Raw genomic sequence first — 14522 nt, forward strand, 5'->3', positions numbered from 1 at the left:
CATGCCAGATACGCGGACCCCGACACCGGACCCGACGGCACCTTCCAAATATGACCGGTTGATCGCTGCCGCCCGCGCGGAGACCGCGGCGATCACCGCGGTGGCGCATCCGTGCGACGAAACGTCGTTGCGCGGCGCGTTGGAGGCGGCAGAGGCGGGATTGATCGTGCCGATCCTTGTCGGGCCGGAAGCGAAGATTCGCGCCCTCGCCCAGCAGCACGGGCTGGACCTCGCCGGCATCGAGATCGTCAATGCTCCGCATAGCCATGCGGCGGCGGCGAAGGCGGTGGAGCTGGTACGCGAGGGCCGCGCCGAGCTGCTGATGAAAGGTAGCCTGCACACCGACGAATTGATGAAGGAGGTGACCGCCTCCGCCACCGGGCTGCGCACCGAGCGGCGTATCAGCCATGTGTTCGTGATGGATGTGCCCGGCCACGCCGAGACGCTGTTCATCACCGATGCGGCGATCAATATCTTTCCCGACCTCGATGCCAAGCGCGACATTATTCAGAACGCCATCGACCTGTGGCGCGGGGTTGGGCTCGGCACGCCGAAAGTCGCCATCCTCTCGGCAGTGGAGACGGTGACCACCAAGATCCCCTCCACCATCGAGGCGGCGGCCTTGTGCAAGATGGCCGAGCGTGGGCAGATCACCGGCGGGCTGCTGGAAGGCCCGCTGGCCTTTGACAATGCGGTGGATCCCGAGGCGGCCGCCATCAAGGGCATCGTCTCGCCGGTGGCGGGCCACGGCCAGATCCTGGTGGTGCCGGATCTCGAGGCCGGCAACATGCTGGCGAAGAACCTCACCTTCCTGTCGCGGGCCGATGCGGCGGGCATCGTGCTCGGCGCGCGGGTACCGATCATCCTGACCTCCCGAGCGGATTCGGTGCGCACGCGGCTGGCTTCCTGCGCCGTCGCGGCTCTCTATGCCGGCCGCCGTCGCCATGCCACTCCCGCCGTCGCCGAATAGGCTGCGTGCCGCGATCCCCGTCCCCGCCTGCCGTTGAAGGAAGCGTCGCGATGCCCATTCCCGCCGTGAAGGCGAAGCTGCTCGAAGGCAAGAAAGGTCTGATCGTCGGGATCGCCAATGACCGTTCGATCGCGTGGGGCTGTGCGCGGGCGTTCCGCGCCTTCGGCGCCGATCTGGCGATCACCTATCTCAACGAGAAGGCGCGCCCCCATGTCGAGCCGCTGGCGACCGAGCTGGGCGCGCCGATCTTTCTGCCGCTGGACATGGCCGTGCCCGGGCAGGTCGAGGCGGTGTTCGAGGCCGTCGCGGCAACATGGGGCAAGCTCGATTTCGTGGTGCACTCCATCGCCTTCTCGCCGCGCGACACACTGGCCGGTCGGGTGACCGATGCGTCGCGCGACGGCTTCCTGACTACGATGGAGATTTCCTGCTGGTCGTTCCTGCGCATGGCGCAACTGGCCGAGCCGCTGATGACGGACGGCGGCACGCTGTTCACCATGACCTATTACGGATCCGAACGGGTGGTGGAGAACTACAACATCATGGGCGTGGCCAAGGCCGCCCTGGAAAGCGCGGTGCGCTACATGGCCGCCGAACTCGGGCCCAAGGGCATCAGGGTGCACGCGATCTCGCCCGGCCCGCTGGCGACGCGTGCGGCCTCGGGCATTCCGGAGTTCGACGCGCTGCTGGAGAAGGCGAAGACCAAGGCGCCGGCGCGCGAGCTGGTCTCGATCGACGATGTCGGCGCCGCCACCGCCTTTCTGGCCCATGATGCCGCCCGCCTGATCACCGGGCAGGTGCTCTATATCGACGGTGGCTATCACATCATCGATTGAACATCGCCTGACGCCTCACGCGATCCGAGAGGGGGGCCTTGCAGCCAGCGCCGGCGAAGGCCGGCCGCTCGCGCACCTCCCGACGCACGGCGCGTATCGTCGTCTGTTCGCCGGTGTCCCGAAGGATCGCCGCGGCCGTCCAACAGGCCGGGGAGCAGGCCCATCCGCACACGCCGCCGGAAGGGAGGGAGCAACGGGCCGGTGTCCGCGGTGGGGCTCAGATCTTGCCGAGATCCTCGTAGCTGGCATGCAGTGCCCAGTCGCCGGGGCTGAAGCGGTCGCGGGCGAAATTGTGCTGGTGCCAGTAGGGGTAGATATAGGGCGGGCGGCTGACGAGGTTCAGCCGCTCCAGTTCCTCGACGGTCAATTCGAGATCGACGGCGGCGATATTGTCGCGGAAATGAGCTTCTTCGGTGCCGCCGACCACCAGCGAGGCGATGCCGGGGCGCGACAGGGTCCAGGCGATCGAAATCTGCGCCGCCGTCACCCCGCGCGCGGCGGCGATATCGTCGAGCACGTCGACGATGGACCACAGGCGCTCGCTGTCGCGGATCGGCGGCTCGGTCCAGCCGGCGGCCTGGCGCGAATCGGCCGGGAACTTATCGCGGCCGAAGCGCCCGGACAGCAGGCCGGCGGCGAGCGGGCTCCACACCATCACCCCGACCCCCTGGTCGACGGCGATGGGGAGCAGTTCGTATTCCGCTTCGCGCGCCTCCAGCGTGTAGTGGATCTGCTGGGTGACGAAGCGCGGCAGGCCCTTTGCCTCGGCGATGCCGAGCGCCTTCATAACGTGCCAGCCGGAATAGTTGGAGCAGCCGATATAGCGGATCTTGCCCGCCCGCATCAAAGCGTCCAGCGCCGAGAGTGTCTCCTCGAGCGGCGTCGCCCCGTCCCATTCGTGCAGGAAATAGATATCGATATGGTCGGTGCGCAGGCGCTTCAGGCTGCGCTCGCATTCGCGGATAAGGTGGTAGCGCGACACGCCCTCGTCATTCGGCCCGTCGCCGATGCGCATGCGCGCCTTGGACGACAGCAGCACCCGCTCCCGCCGACCCTCCAGCACCTCGCCGACGATCTCCTCAGAGCGGCCGAGCGAATACATGTTGGCGGTGTCGAGCACGTTGATGCCGCCGTCGAGGCAGACATCCACCAGGCGCTGCGCCTCGGCGACGCCGTGGCTGGCTACCTTGGCGAAATCGCCGACCCCGCCGAAGGAGAAGGTGCCCATCGAGAGCGCCGAGACCTTGAGGCCGGAGCGGCCGAGCGTGCGATACTTCATGAAGGCATCTCCCAGGGCATGACGGCGTGCTCAGGCGGTTTCGGCGATGCCGCGCCGGCGGACCGCCTGCGGCGCCGGCCCCGGCTCGCCCGGACCGCGATCGCTGGCGCGGGTGACGAGGCGGGCGCCGACGAGAATCTTGACCGGCGGCTGCGGCTCGGCGGCATGGATCAGGTCATCGAGGACGGTGACGGCGAGATCGCCGATCTTGCGCTTCGAGACATCGATGGTGGTCAGCGCCGGCTCCATGGTGGCGCTGAGCGGCAGATTGTCGAAGCCGATCACCCCGACATCCTCCGGGATGCGGATGCCGAAATCGCGCAGCGCCTTGATGAAGCCATAGGCGATCACGTCATTGGTGCAGAAATAGCCGTCCGCCAGCGCGATGCCTTCGCCCAGAGCCTTCAGCGCGTCGGCATGGGCGCCGTCATGCGTCGATTCTACCGAGAGGATATGCGCGGGATCGATGGGCAGGCCGAGCCGGCCCATGTTGCGGTGGAAGGCTTCCTGCCGCAGGCGGAAATTGGTGGTGTCGACATGGCTCGCCACGAAGCCGATGCGCTCGAAACCCTGCTGGCGCAGTCGTGCCAGCACCTGATGGACCGCATCCTCGTTGTTCATGTTGACGAAGTTGGCTTCCACCACGTCGTAGAAGGTGTCGATGAACACGATGGGGCGGCCGACGCCCTGCAACACCCGGATGTCGGTTTCCGATATCTCGGTACCGAGCGCGATGACGCCGCTCACCGGCGCCACCGCCAGCGTATCGGCGACGGAAATGATGCTCTGGCCCTCGTGGCTCACCACTTCCAGCGTGTAGCCGCGCCGGGTCGCCTCGGCCGACATGCCATCGATGTAGTCCGAGACGAACACGCTGTGGTCGCGGTTCACCGTGTGGCCGTGCTTGGCGATCTTCAGGAAGCGGATGGTGCCGGCCGCCTCGATCCGCGGCCTGGCGAGGCGCGGCACGTAGTTGAACCGCGCGGCGGCCTCGAGGACGCGGGCGCGGGTGACTCCGGAAATCTCGCCCTTGCCGTTCAGCACGAGCGAGACCGTCGCCGGCGATACGCCCGCCGCGCCGGCAATGTCCCGGATGGTGAAGGACTTCTTTTCTTTCATGGCCCGACGCGTGTCCTCACGGAGCCGATGGTGCGCCTGAAGGCACTTTTTGTTTAGTAAACATTGAGGCTCCCTTTTGAGGGTTAAGCCAAAAGAATCGGGCTGGCAACTGCCCTGCAAGAGCAATGCAACGCCGACGGGCGATGACGGCGATAGTGCCCGGAATTTGCGCGAAATCCGATGTGAAATCGGGCGTCCGTCCGATGCGGCAGGCGTGCGCTTTGCCGCGGCGCACACCCCGATCTGTGGCTCATATGAGTGAGAAGTGCTGTCCTATAAGGGCTTGGTATTATGAATGCCGGGCGCCGGCTTGCCGTCGCCGTGTCCGCTCGACCTGGCGCGATTTTAATCGTCGCCCTGCACGAGGCGGCGGAAGTGTCGCCGGCGGAGTCGGCTGTGCGGCACCGGAAGGCGGCTTGCACCTCGCCAAAGGCTTTGCTAGGGATTTAGTGAAGCTGGTCATAATTTAGTAAAAAGCTCGAAGCGCTCCCGGGAGGAGACCATGCGGACCACCGGCGGACAGCTGGTCATGCTTGTCGCCATCAACGTCGCGCTGCTGGTGTTCGGCGCCGCGATTTCCGGTGGCACCTTCCTCTCGCCGTTCAATCTGCAGTCCATGGCCGGGCAGTTGCCGGAGATCGGCTTTCTCGCCATCGGCGTGATGCTGGCCATGTGCGCCGGCAATGGCGGCATCGATCTCTCCGGCATCGCGCTCGCCAATCTGTCGGGTGTCGTCTCCGCGGTGGTGATCGGCTCGTTCCTGTCGAGCGTCGACCAGCAGGCCGCCTATTCGCTGGCCTTCATCGCCGGCGCCCTGGTGGTGGGCGTGCTGGGCGGCATCTTCAACGGCCTGTTGATCAGCCGGCTTAACATTACCCCGATCCTGTGCACCCTCGGCACGCAGATGCTGTTCACCGGTCTTGCGGTGGTGGTGTCCGAGGGCCGGGCGGTGGCGGTCGGCAGTCCGGACCTCCTGTCCGAAATCGGCAACGGCCTGTTCCTCGGCGTGCCGATCAGCTTCGTGATCTTCATCGCCGTCGCCGGCCTCATCGCGGCGCTGCTGAAGTTCACCCCTTTCGGCCTGTGGTTGATGCTGATGGGCACCAACCCGAAGGCCGCGATCTATGCCGGCTTTCCCCGCACCAAGGTGCTGATCGCCACCTATGCCACCAGCGGCCTGCTCTCCGGCCTTGCCGGGGTGATCATCGCCGCCCGCAACGTCAACGTGAAGTGGGACTACGGCACCTCTTACCTCCTGATCGCCATCCTGATCGCGGTGATGGCCGGCGTGCGCCCCGAGGGTGGCTATGGCCGGGTGGTCTGCGTGGTGCTGGCGGCGATCGCGCTGCAGCTCATGTCCAGCATGCTGAATTTCGGCGGGCTGTCGAACTTCGTGCGCGACTTCGCCTGGGGCGCGCTGCTTCTGACCTTCCTGGCGGTCGGCCGCTACAACGTGGTCGGCCTCCTGACCCCGAACAAGAGCAAAAAGCTCGTGTGATGCGAACCCCTCACGCATCGATCCGGCCAATCGATCCGGCCATGAGGGTGGCAACAAAAGTGGAGGAAACTGTGGGCGTTCTTTCGAAGAAGATCCTGCTGGGTTCGGCAATGGCCGTGGCTATCGTCGCCGGTTCCGCCGGCGCGCTGATGGCGCAGAACAAGCCGGTGATCGCCACCGTGGTGAAGATCAGCGGCATTCCGTGGTTCGACCGCATGGAAACCGGCGTCAAGCAGTTCCAGAAGGACAATCCGGACGTCGTCGCCACCCAGTACGGCCCGGCCACCGCCGATGCGGCGCAGCAGCTCCAGATCGTCACCGATCTCATCGCCAAGGGCGTCAACGGGCTCGCCGTGGTGCCGATGGACCCGTCGGTGCTGGAAGGCACGCTGAAGCGCGCCATGGATCGCGGGATCATCGTGGTGACCCACGAGGCCGACAACCAGAAGAACACCCATGCCGATGTCGAGGCCTTCGACAATGCCGATTACGGCAAGGCGCTGAACGAGCGCCTCGCCCAGTGCATGGGCGGCAAGGGCAAGTGGACCACCTTCGTCGGCTCGCTGGGCAGCCGCACCCACATGCAGTGGGTCGGCGCCGGTGAGGCGAACGCCAAGATGCATCCCGAGATGGTGCTGGTCGACCCGAACAACGAATCCTTCGACGACGCCAACGGCACCTATGAGAAGGCCAAGGAGATCCTGCGCAAGCACCCGGACATCAAGGGCTTCCAGACCTCGGCCGGCAACGACGTGCTCGGCGTCGGCCGCGCCATCGACGAGGCCGGCCTCGCCGGCAAGGTGTGCCTGGTCGGCACCGGCCTGCCCAACCCCTCGGCCGACCTGCTCGACGCCGGCGCCATCACCGCCATCGGCTTCTGGGATCCGCAGAAGGCCGGCATGGCGATGAACGCGGTTGCCAAGAAGCTGATCGCCAAGGAGAAGGTCGAGGATGGTGCCAATCTCGGCGTGCCCGGCTACGAGAAGGTGAAGGTCACCAAGGGACCGGGCGAAGGCGTGCTCATCGTCGGCAACGGCATGGTGATCGCCGACAAGAAGAACTACAAAGAGTTCCTCTTCTGATCGGTGGTTCGACCCGGATGCCCGGAGGCGCTTCGCTCGCCTCCGGGACGTTCCAAACGCGCAGTCTCGCGGCATGCGCCGCCAATCGGTGAAGGGGATCGCCCGTGTCCCATGTCTCAACAGCCCGTCGGCCGGCCGCCTCCGCCAAAGCGGAGCCGTTCCTCGAATTGCGCGGCATCCACAAGCGCTTCGGTGGCGTGCACGCCCTGCGCGGCGTCGGTTTCACCATCGAGCCGGGCGAGGCCTATCACCTGCTCGGCGAGAATGGCTGCGGCAAGAGCACCGTCATCAAGATCATGTCCGGCGCCCATCCGCCGGACGAGGGCGAGATCGTCCTCGAAGGCAAGGTCTATCATTCGCTGACCGCCATCCAGTCGCTGAGCGCCGGTATCGAGACGGTCTATCAGGACCTCTCCCTGCTGCCGAACCTCACCGTGGCGGAGAATGTCGCGCTCAACGAGCAGCTGGTCGCCGGCGGCGGCCGGCTGGCGCGGCTGTTCGACCGCACCCGCCTGAGCGAGACCGCCGCGGCGGCACTCGCCACCGTCGGCCTGCCGGCCGACAGGGCCTTCCTCGGCACCGTCGTCTCCGACCTGCCGCTGGCTCAGCGCCAGCTGGTCGCCATCGCCCGCGCCATCGCCACCAAGGCGAAGATGGTGATCATGGACGAGCCGACCACCTCGCTCACCCGCCGCGAGGTCGACAATCTCATCGCCGTGGTCGAGCGGCTGCGCTCCGAAGGGGTGGCGGTGCTGTTCGTCACCCACAAGCTCGACGAATGCTACCGCATCGGCGGCCATGCCATCGTGTTCCGCGACGGGCAATGCGTGGAGCAGGGGCCGCTTGCCAACTACACCAAGCACCGGCTCACCGAGCTGATGACCGGCCGCAAGATCGACGCCGAGCGCTACCGCACCGGCGCGCCGATGGACGGGGAGCTGTTCGCGGCACAGGGGCTTTCGCTGCCGCCGAATGTGCGCGATGTGAGCTTCGCCGTCCGCAAGGGCGAGATCCTCGGCATCACCGGCCTCGCCGATTCCGGCCGCAACGAGCTCGCCATGGCGATCGCCGGGGTGATGCCGGCCACCGGCGGCCACCTGCGCGTCGACGGCAAGGTGGAGAAGGTCCGCCATCCCTCGGAAGCCATCAAGCTCGGCATCGGCTATGTGCCGGAGGACCGGCTCGCCGAGGGGCTGTTCCTCGACAAATCGATCCTCGAGAACGAGATCGCCCTGGTGGTGCGCGGCCTCGCCAACCGCCTCGGCATCGTCGACAAGGCGAAGGGCCGGGCGCTGGCCGACAAGCTGTCGCAGGAGATGCGGCTGAACACCCGCAATCTCGACCTGCCGGTCGGCGCGCTCTCCGGCGGCAACCAGCAACGCGTGCTGATCGGCCGCTGGCTGTCGATCCTGCCGAAGCTGCTGGTGCTGCACGGCCCCACGGTCGGCGTGGACGTCGGCTCCAAGGACACGATCTACCGTGTCATCCAGCAGCTTGCCGAGGCCGGGATGGGTCTGGTGATCGTCAGCGACGACCTGCCGGAGCTGTTGCAGAACTGCGACCGCATCCTAGTGATGAATGGCGGGCGCGTGGTCGCCGAATATGACGCGCGCGAGACCGACGAGGACCAGCTCTACAAGGCGATGCTCTCGTCCAAGACGTCAGCGGCGACATCGGCGGTCTCGGCCGTGGTCAATCCGGAGACCGTCCAATGAGCGCCACCCATCTGCACGAGGGCGTCGCGGCTCCCCTTACAAAGCCGAACCCGCTGCTGCAGCTGGTGCGCCGGCGGCCGGAGATCATCACGCTGGCGCTGCTGGTGGCGATCTGCGTGGCGGTGTCGATCATCAACCCGGCCTTCCTGCAGCCGTCCTCGCTGATCGACATCGGCCGGGCCAGCGTGGTGATGGGGCTGTTCGCGCTCGGCGTGTTCATCATCCTGGCGGCGGGCGGTATCGACGTGTCGTTCACCGCGATTGCCGCCTTCACCATGTATTCGATGACGCTCTTGGTGAAGAACCACTGGCCCGATGCGCCGATCGCGCTGGTGCTGATGGCGGCAACGGCCGGCGGGGCGCTGCTCGGCGTCGTCAACGGCTTGCTGGTGCACTCTCTGCGGGTGCCGTCGCTAATCGTGACCATCGGCACGCAATATCTGTTCCGCGGCATTCTGCTGGCCTTCATCGGCACGGTGTGGATCATGTCGCTGCCGCCGACCATGGGCGCCTTCGGCCGCCTGCCGCTGTTCCAGTTCGAATCGGCGGACGGGCGCACCATCACCCTGCCGTTCTATTTCCTGGTGCTGCCGGCGGCGGCACTGGTCACCTGGTGGATGCTGAACCGCACGCTGATGGGACGGGCGATCTTCGCCGTCGGCGGCAATGCCAATGTAGCGGAGCGGCTCGGCTACAGCCTGCGCACCATCCATATTTTCATGTTCGCCTATGCCGGCGCGCTCGCCGGCCTTGCCGGCATCATCCACACCGCCGCCAACCGGCAGGCCAACCCGTTCGACCTCGTCGGCACCGAGATCAACGTCATCGCTGCCGTGGTGCTCGGCGGGGCGCGCATCACCGGCGGCACCGGCACGGTGATCGGCACGCTGCTCGGCGTGCTGCTGGTGGTGGTGGTGAACAGCGTGCTGGTGATGGTCGGCATTCCCTCCACCTGGCAGCGGGTGGTGGTCGGCGGCTTCATCCTGCTCGCCGCCGCCTTCTTCGTGTTCTGCCAGAAGAAGAACTGACTCCAAAGATACGCCAACGCTTCGAGCCCAAGAGGACCGAGATGAAGAAGTTTCTCAACGATCCGGCGAATTTCGTCGACGAGATGCTCGAGGGCATCTACCGGGCTCATCCCCAGGTGACCTATGTCAACGACGACAAGCGCTGCCTCGTCGTCGCCAAGCCCAAGGCCGGCAAGGTCGGCATCGCCACCGGCGGCGGCTCGGGGCATCTGCCGCTGTTCCTCGGCTATGTCGGCGACAACATGCTGGACGGCTGCGCCGTCGGCGGGGTGTTCCAGTCGCCGAGCGCCGACCAGATGCACGAGGTGACCAAGTACATCGATCAGGGCGCCGGCGTGCTCTACATCTACGGTAACTACACCGGCGACATCATCAATTTCGACATGGCCGCCGAGCTTGCCGACATTGACGGCATCACGGTGAAGCAGGTGATCGGCAACGACGACATCGCTTCCTCGGTGGTCGGCGAGGAGCACAAAAGGCGCGGCGTCGCCGGCATCTTCTTCGTCTACAAGGCGGCCGGCGCGGCGGCGGCCAACGGGCTCTCGCTCGATGAGGTGGCCCGCCTCGCCGACAAGGCGCGGGCCAACGTGCGCACCATCGGCGTCGCGCTGTCGAGCTGCGTGGTGCCGGAAATCGGCCACGCCACCTTCTCGGTCGGCGAGGACGAGATGGAGATCGGCATGGGCATCCATGGCGAGCCCGGCATCAGCCGCAAGAAGCTCGCCCCGGCCGACGCCGTCGTCGACGAGATGATGGAGCGGGTGTTCGCCGAACTGCCGGCCGGCGAGGGCGACGCGTTCGCCGTGCTGGTCAACGGCCTCGGCGGCACGCCGAAGGAAGAGCTCTACATCCTGTTCCGCCGCGTCTCGCAGCTGTTCGAGGCCAGGGGCTCCAAGGTGAAGTATGTGTGGATCGGCGAGTTCGCCACCGCCATGGAGATGGCCGGCGCCTCGATCTCGGTGCTCAAGCTCGACGCCGAGCTCGACCCGCTGATCGCCGCGCCGGTGAACACGCCGTTCTTCGCCCACTACAAGGCCTGAGGAGCGCGAGAATGGATGCGATCCGTGCCGACGAACTGATCGGCCTGTTCCAGAGCTGGCGCGACATGTTCGCCGCCGAGCGCGAAGCCCTGATCGCGCTCGACGGCAAGGTCGGCGACAGCGATCTCGGCATCACCATGTCGAAATCCTTCGCCGCCGCCTATGACACGGTGGCGGCCGAGGGCGCGGCGGCGGGGCTGACCAAGCTGCTGCGCTCGGCCGGCGCCATCATGGCGAAGACCGCGCCCTCCACCATGGGCACGCTCACCGCCACCGGCTTCCTGCGCGGCGCCAAGACGCTGGAGGGCAAGGATGCCATCGGCACCGCCGAGATGGCGGCGTTCTGGCGTGCCTATGCCACCGGAATCGCCGAGCGCGGCAAGGCGAAGCTCGGCGACAAGACCATTCTCGACGTGCTCGATCCGGTCGCCGGCGTGCTGGAGGCTCAGGCGGCGGCCGGCGCGGCGCTCGCTCCGGCACTGAAGGCGGCGGCCGATGAGGCGAAGGCGGCACTGGAGCGCACCAAGTCCATGAAGGCGCAGCATGGCAAGGCGGCCGTCTTCCAGGAGCAGACGGTGGGCCTGCAGGATGCGGGCGCGACCGTCGGGGTGCTGCTGGTGACGACGATGAGCGACTTCGTCGCCGGCTGACGGCGCGGCACGCGACACGACGTGATGCGGGGGAGCGGCGATGCCCTCCCGTGATCCGCCGGCAACGCCAAGCCGGGCGATACGCCGTTATCTGTCGGCGAGCGCGCTCAGGGCGCGGCGCGGCTGAGGCGCCGCAATTGGTCATGCACGCGGCGATTCCCGGCCCAGATCGGTCCGGGCCGGCTGAGATCGCCGTCGAACGTCGCCACGCCGCCGGCCTCCCGCACCAAGATCATGCCGGCCCAGCAATCCCAGCAGTGCAGCTTTGGGTCATAGTAGCCGGCGATCCGGTTGGCTGCGACATAGGCCAGCATCAGCGCTCCCGAGCCAACGCGGAACAGCACCCCGCCTTCGCGATAGAGCGCCTCGACGAAGGCGCCGGCCTCGCCGGGGTCGGCCTTTTGCGTCGCGCCGAAGCCGATGGTCGTCGAGGCGACGGTCCAGTCCGGGTTCATCGTCACCAGATGACCGTTGAGGCGGGCGCCACCACCTTCCATCGCCGAATAGCACTCGCGCAACATGGGAGCGTAGACGACGCCCACCACCGGCGCGTCGCCACGGGCGATGCCGATCGACACGGTCCAGTTCGGCTGGCCGACCAGGAACGGCATGGTGCCGTCGATCGGATCGATCACCCAGACGAAACCGGAACTTCCCTCGGTCGCCGCCTCTTCCTCCCCGACGATGCCGTCCTGTGGAAATCGCCTGCGTATCGCCCGGCGCAGCCAGGCTTCGACCGTGCGGTCCGCCTCGCTGACGAGATCCTGAGAGGCGGATTTCAGCTCCGGAATCAACGTATCGCGCGCGAGAAAGAAGGCGCGGGCCTTGTTGCCGGCGGTTCGGGCCATCCTCTCGGCGGCAGCCAGCCGGCTGGCGAGCGGATCGGCTTCATCACCCTGTCGCGATTCCATCCCGAGCCTCCATGCCCTGCCTGCGCCTCGTAGCGGAAGATACTGCGTCACGATGCTATTGCATATTTGAGATTACAAATGTATCGATTTCACGTCGAAAGACGGACGCACGCCACATCGCCGGCCGCGAGCATTTCGCGGGCTCGGCGGGAAGAGGGGTACGTCGCGCGGGTATGCGGATAAAGGCGGCGCCTGACAACGGGTTTCGCCTGTCCGCCAATAATCAGAGACGGCCCCCAGCCGTCCCTATGTCGGCCTCGCCCAGCACTTGGCGCTGTGCCATCTCAGGAGGAAAACATGAAGCGTGCATTGAGAATCTGCGCCAGCGTCGTGGCTCTTACCGCAGCGACGGCGGCCATGCCGGTCGCCGCCATGGCGGACTGGCTCGAAGACGCCGCCAAGCCGCTGAAGGGTACCGAGGTCAACGGTATCTTCCTCGATCGCCCCGGCTACCGGGCCATCATCAAGCTGCTGCCCGAATTCGAGAAGAAGACCGGCATCAAGGTCAATTACGAGATCGTCCCCTACGAGAACGCCCGTGAGAAGGAAGTGCTGAACTTCACCTCGCGCGGCGATCTCACCATGGCGCTGGTCGACCTCGTCTGGATCGGCGAGTTCGCGGAGAATGGCTGGCTGGTGCCGGTGGACGAACTCGCCAAGGACAAGGCGATCACCGATCCCGACCTCAACCTCAAGGGCTTCTTCCCGCTGCTGCTGGACGCGTTCGGCTCCTGGGGCGGCGTCACCTACGGCCTGCCCTTCGACAACTATTCCGGGCTGCTGTTCTACAATTCCTGCAAGCTGAAGGAAGCCGGCTTCGACAAGCCGCCGGCGAGCTGGGCCGAGTTGAAGGACGTCTATGGCCCGAAGCTGACCGACGCCTCCAAGAACCAGTATGCCTATGCCCTGCAATCGCGCCGCGGCGAGACGCAGTCGGCCGACAGCTTCATGCGCTTCCTCTGGCCGTTCGGCGGCTCGCTCCTCAACAAGGAGTTCAAGTCGAACCTCACCAGCAAGGAGAGCCAGACGGGCCTCACCTTCCGTCAGGACCTGATGAAGTACATGCCACCGGGCGACGTGTCCTTCGATCACGCCGAGGCGGTGAACGCGCTGGCGCAGGGCCAGGTGGCGATGATCACTGAATGGTCGGCCTTCTATTCGACCCTCGCCGACCCGGCGACCTCCAAGCTCGGCGACTGCCTCGCCGTGGCGCCCGAGCCCGCCGGCCCGGCCGGCCGCCTGCCGGCGCTGGGCGGCTTCTCGCTCGCCGTCGCCTCGCAGGCCACGCCCGAGCAGCAGAAGGCCACCTGGCTGTTCATCCAGTGGGCGACCTCGGAAGCCATCGCCAAGGCCTATGTCGATGCCGGCGGCGTGTCCGGCCGGATGGCCGTCTACCAGGACCCCGAGGTGAAGGCGAAGTACAAGTTCGTCGAGCCTCTGGTCGCCTCCTGGCAGGCCGGCGTGCCGGAATATCGTCCGCGCTTCCCGGCCTGGCCGGCGATCTCCGAGATCGTCGCCGAGTGGGGTTCGAAGATGATGCTGGGTGAGGTCACCGTCGAAGGTGGCGCCAAGGAGATCGGCACCCGCATGGAGCAGATCCTCGGCAAGGAAGGTTACTACGACGGGAAGAAGAAGCTTCTCCAGTGAACTGAAGCCGGCGAAGCCCGCGGTTCTCCCCCCGGGATTTGCCGACCTCGACGGGCGGACGCCCTCTCCCGCGAAGCGGCGTCCGCCCCCTTCTATCTGAAACCGTGCCGGGATCCGACGACATGACCACTCTCCATGGCCGGGCGCTGGACGAATTGCGCGGCTGCCTCGATGCGATCAGCGACGAGGAGTTCGATGCCGCCGTCGCCGAGATCGCCGCCGCCGGACGCATCGCGCTCTACGGCGTCGGCCGCGAAGGGTTGCAGATCAAGGGCCTCGCCATGCGGCTATTCCACCTCGGCCTCAAGGCGGCGGTGGTGGGCGACATGACGACCCCGGCGATTGGCACGGGCGACCTGCTCGTGGTCTCCGCCGGTCCGGGGAATTTCTCCACCGTTTCCGCCCTGATCGGCGTGGCGCATGGCGCCGGCGCCCGGGTGCTGGTGGTGACCGCCGAGCCGACCGGGGCTGCGGCGGAGCAGGCGGACCTCGTGCTCGCCGTGCCGGCACAGACCATGGCGCGCGACCAGAGTGCGGCCGCCACCTCGGTACTGCCGATGGGGTCGCTCTATGAGGGCGCGCTCTACATCCTGTTCGAGCTCCTGATCCTCAACCTGCGCGAGCGGCTGGGCGTGTCGCCCGCGCAGATGCGCGCCAACCATACGAATCTGGAGTGACCGGGCGCGCTGCCGCTATGCGGCCGTTCCCGCTCCGCACCGTTTCATCAGGACGACGCCATGAGTG

At 66.7% G+C, this 14522-nt stretch carries 13 protein-coding genes; 10 read left to right on the plus strand and 3 right to left on the minus strand.

Annotated elements, in window-relative coordinates:
- Position 1 precedes the first annotated feature (1 nt).
- Both J2X65_RS23515 and fabI read left to right on the plus strand, forming a co-directional pair.
- On the plus strand, positions 2 to 970 hold the full coding sequence (locus J2X65_RS23515) for a phosphate acetyltransferase (RefSeq protein ID WP_310206741.1): 969 nt from the start codon (positions 2 to 4) through the stop codon (positions 968 to 970).
- A gap of 50 nt (positions 971 to 1020) precedes the next feature.
- Positions 1021 to 1806, plus strand: a complete 786-nt coding sequence (fabI, locus tag J2X65_RS23520; RefSeq protein ID WP_310206744.1) for an enoyl-ACP reductase FabI — start codon at positions 1021 to 1023, stop codon at positions 1804 to 1806.
- A 217-nt stretch (positions 1807 to 2023) separates the two neighbouring features.
- Here fabI and J2X65_RS23525 read toward each other — a convergent pair whose 3' ends face one another.
- Together J2X65_RS23525 and J2X65_RS23530 are read right to left on the minus strand one after the other, a co-directional pair.
- Positions 2024 to 3085 carry an aldo/keto reductase gene (locus tag J2X65_RS23525; protein WP_310206747.1) on the minus strand — a complete coding sequence of 354 codons (1062 nt, stop codon included), beginning with the start codon at positions 3083 to 3085 and terminating at the stop codon, positions 2024 to 2026.
- Between the two features lie 30 nt (positions 3086 to 3115).
- Positions 3116 to 4204 (minus strand): LacI family DNA-binding transcriptional regulator, encoded by a 1089-nt coding sequence (locus J2X65_RS23530; RefSeq protein ID WP_310206750.1) that lies wholly within the window; start codon positions 4202 to 4204, stop codon positions 3116 to 3118.
- Between the two features lie 502 nt (positions 4205 to 4706).
- Between J2X65_RS23530 and J2X65_RS23535 the strand changes: the two genes are divergently transcribed.
- The 6 genes from J2X65_RS23535 to J2X65_RS23560 all read left to right on the plus strand — a co-directional run bounded on the left by J2X65_RS23535 (position 4707) and on the right by J2X65_RS23560 (position 11220).
- Positions 4707 to 5702 carry an ABC transporter permease gene (locus tag J2X65_RS23535; RefSeq protein ID WP_310206753.1) on the plus strand — a complete coding sequence of 332 codons (996 nt, stop codon included), beginning with the start codon at positions 4707 to 4709 and terminating at the stop codon, positions 5700 to 5702.
- 110 nt (positions 5703 to 5812) lie between these two features.
- Positions 5813 to 6784: a substrate-binding domain-containing protein gene (locus tag J2X65_RS23540; RefSeq protein ID WP_404977790.1), complete on the plus strand. Its 972-nt coding sequence runs from the start codon at positions 5813 to 5815 to the stop codon at positions 6782 to 6784.
- 104 nt (positions 6785 to 6888) lie between these two features.
- Positions 6889 to 8499, plus strand: coding sequence for a sugar ABC transporter ATP-binding protein (locus J2X65_RS23545; protein WP_310206759.1), 1611 nt, complete (start codon positions 6889 to 6891; stop codon positions 8497 to 8499).
- Positions 8496 to 9527: an ABC transporter permease gene (locus J2X65_RS23550; protein ID WP_310206762.1), complete on the plus strand. Its 1032-nt coding sequence runs from the start codon at positions 8496 to 8498 to the stop codon at positions 9525 to 9527. The genes J2X65_RS23545 and J2X65_RS23550 overlap by 4 nt, the downstream gene beginning before the upstream one ends.
- A gap of 41 nt (positions 9528 to 9568) precedes the next feature.
- Positions 9569 to 10570, plus strand: coding sequence for a dihydroxyacetone kinase subunit DhaK (locus J2X65_RS23555; RefSeq protein ID WP_310206765.1), 1002 nt, complete (start codon positions 9569 to 9571; stop codon positions 10568 to 10570).
- Positions 10571 to 10581: 11 nt separating this feature from the next.
- Positions 10582 to 11220 (plus strand): dihydroxyacetone kinase subunit L, encoded by a 639-nt coding sequence (locus tag J2X65_RS23560; RefSeq protein ID WP_310206768.1) that lies wholly within the window; start codon positions 10582 to 10584, stop codon positions 11218 to 11220.
- 107 nt (positions 11221 to 11327) lie between these two features.
- Here J2X65_RS23560 and J2X65_RS23565 read toward each other — a convergent pair whose 3' ends face one another.
- Positions 11328 to 12131 (minus strand): inositol monophosphatase, encoded by an 804-nt coding sequence (locus J2X65_RS23565; protein WP_310206771.1) that lies wholly within the window; start codon positions 12129 to 12131, stop codon positions 11328 to 11330.
- 297 nt (positions 12132 to 12428) lie between these two features.
- Between J2X65_RS23565 and J2X65_RS23570 the strand changes: the two genes are divergently transcribed.
- On the plus strand, positions 12429 to 13778 hold the full coding sequence (locus J2X65_RS23570; RefSeq protein ID WP_310206773.1) for a sugar ABC transporter substrate-binding protein: 1350 nt from the start codon (positions 12429 to 12431) through the stop codon (positions 13776 to 13778).
- A gap of 122 nt (positions 13779 to 13900) precedes the next feature.
- Positions 13901 to 14455 (plus strand): SIS domain-containing protein, encoded by a 555-nt coding sequence (locus J2X65_RS23575; RefSeq protein ID WP_310206776.1) that lies wholly within the window; start codon positions 13901 to 13903, stop codon positions 14453 to 14455.
- Positions 14456 to 14522 lie beyond the last annotated feature (67 nt).

Origin of the sequence: Ancylobacter sp. 3268 (assembly GCF_031456575.1) — a bacterium.
GTDB lineage: Bacteria > Pseudomonadota > Alphaproteobacteria > Rhizobiales > Xanthobacteraceae > Ancylobacter.

What these genes read in the sequence shown, in the direction of transcription:
- J2X65_RS23515 (WP_310206741.1), top strand. Translation starts at nt 2, where the DNA reads ATGCCAGATACGCGGACCCCGACACCGGACCCGACGGCACCTTCCAAA.
- fabI (WP_310206744.1), top strand. Translation starts at nt 1,021, where the DNA reads ATGCCCATTCCCGCCGTGAAGGCGAAGCTGCTCGAAGGCAAGAAAGGT.
- J2X65_RS23525 (WP_310206747.1), bottom strand. Translation starts at nt 3,085, where the DNA reads ATGAAGTATCGCACGCTCGGCCGCTCCGGCCTCAAGGTCTCGGCGCTC.
- J2X65_RS23530 (WP_310206750.1), bottom strand. Translation starts at nt 4,204, where the DNA reads ATGAAAGAAAAGAAGTCCTTCACCATCCGGGACATTGCCGGCGCGGCG.
- J2X65_RS23535 (WP_310206753.1), top strand. Translation starts at nt 4,707, where the DNA reads ATGCGGACCACCGGCGGACAGCTGGTCATGCTTGTCGCCATCAACGTC.
- J2X65_RS23540 (WP_404977790.1), top strand. Translation starts at nt 5,813, where the DNA reads ATGGCCGTGGCTATCGTCGCCGGTTCCGCCGGCGCGCTGATGGCGCAG.
- J2X65_RS23550 (WP_310206762.1), top strand. Translation starts at nt 8,496, where the DNA reads ATGAGCGCCACCCATCTGCACGAGGGCGTCGCGGCTCCCCTTACAAAG.
- J2X65_RS23555 (WP_310206765.1), top strand. Translation starts at nt 9,569, where the DNA reads ATGAAGAAGTTTCTCAACGATCCGGCGAATTTCGTCGACGAGATGCTC.
- J2X65_RS23560 (WP_310206768.1), top strand. Translation starts at nt 10,582, where the DNA reads ATGGATGCGATCCGTGCCGACGAACTGATCGGCCTGTTCCAGAGCTGG.
- J2X65_RS23565 (WP_310206771.1), bottom strand. Translation starts at nt 12,131, where the DNA reads ATGGAATCGCGACAGGGTGATGAAGCCGATCCGCTCGCCAGCCGGCTG.
- J2X65_RS23570 (WP_310206773.1), top strand. Translation starts at nt 12,429, where the DNA reads ATGAAGCGTGCATTGAGAATCTGCGCCAGCGTCGTGGCTCTTACCGCA.
- J2X65_RS23575 (WP_310206776.1), top strand. Translation starts at nt 13,901, where the DNA reads ATGACCACTCTCCATGGCCGGGCGCTGGACGAATTGCGCGGCTGCCTC.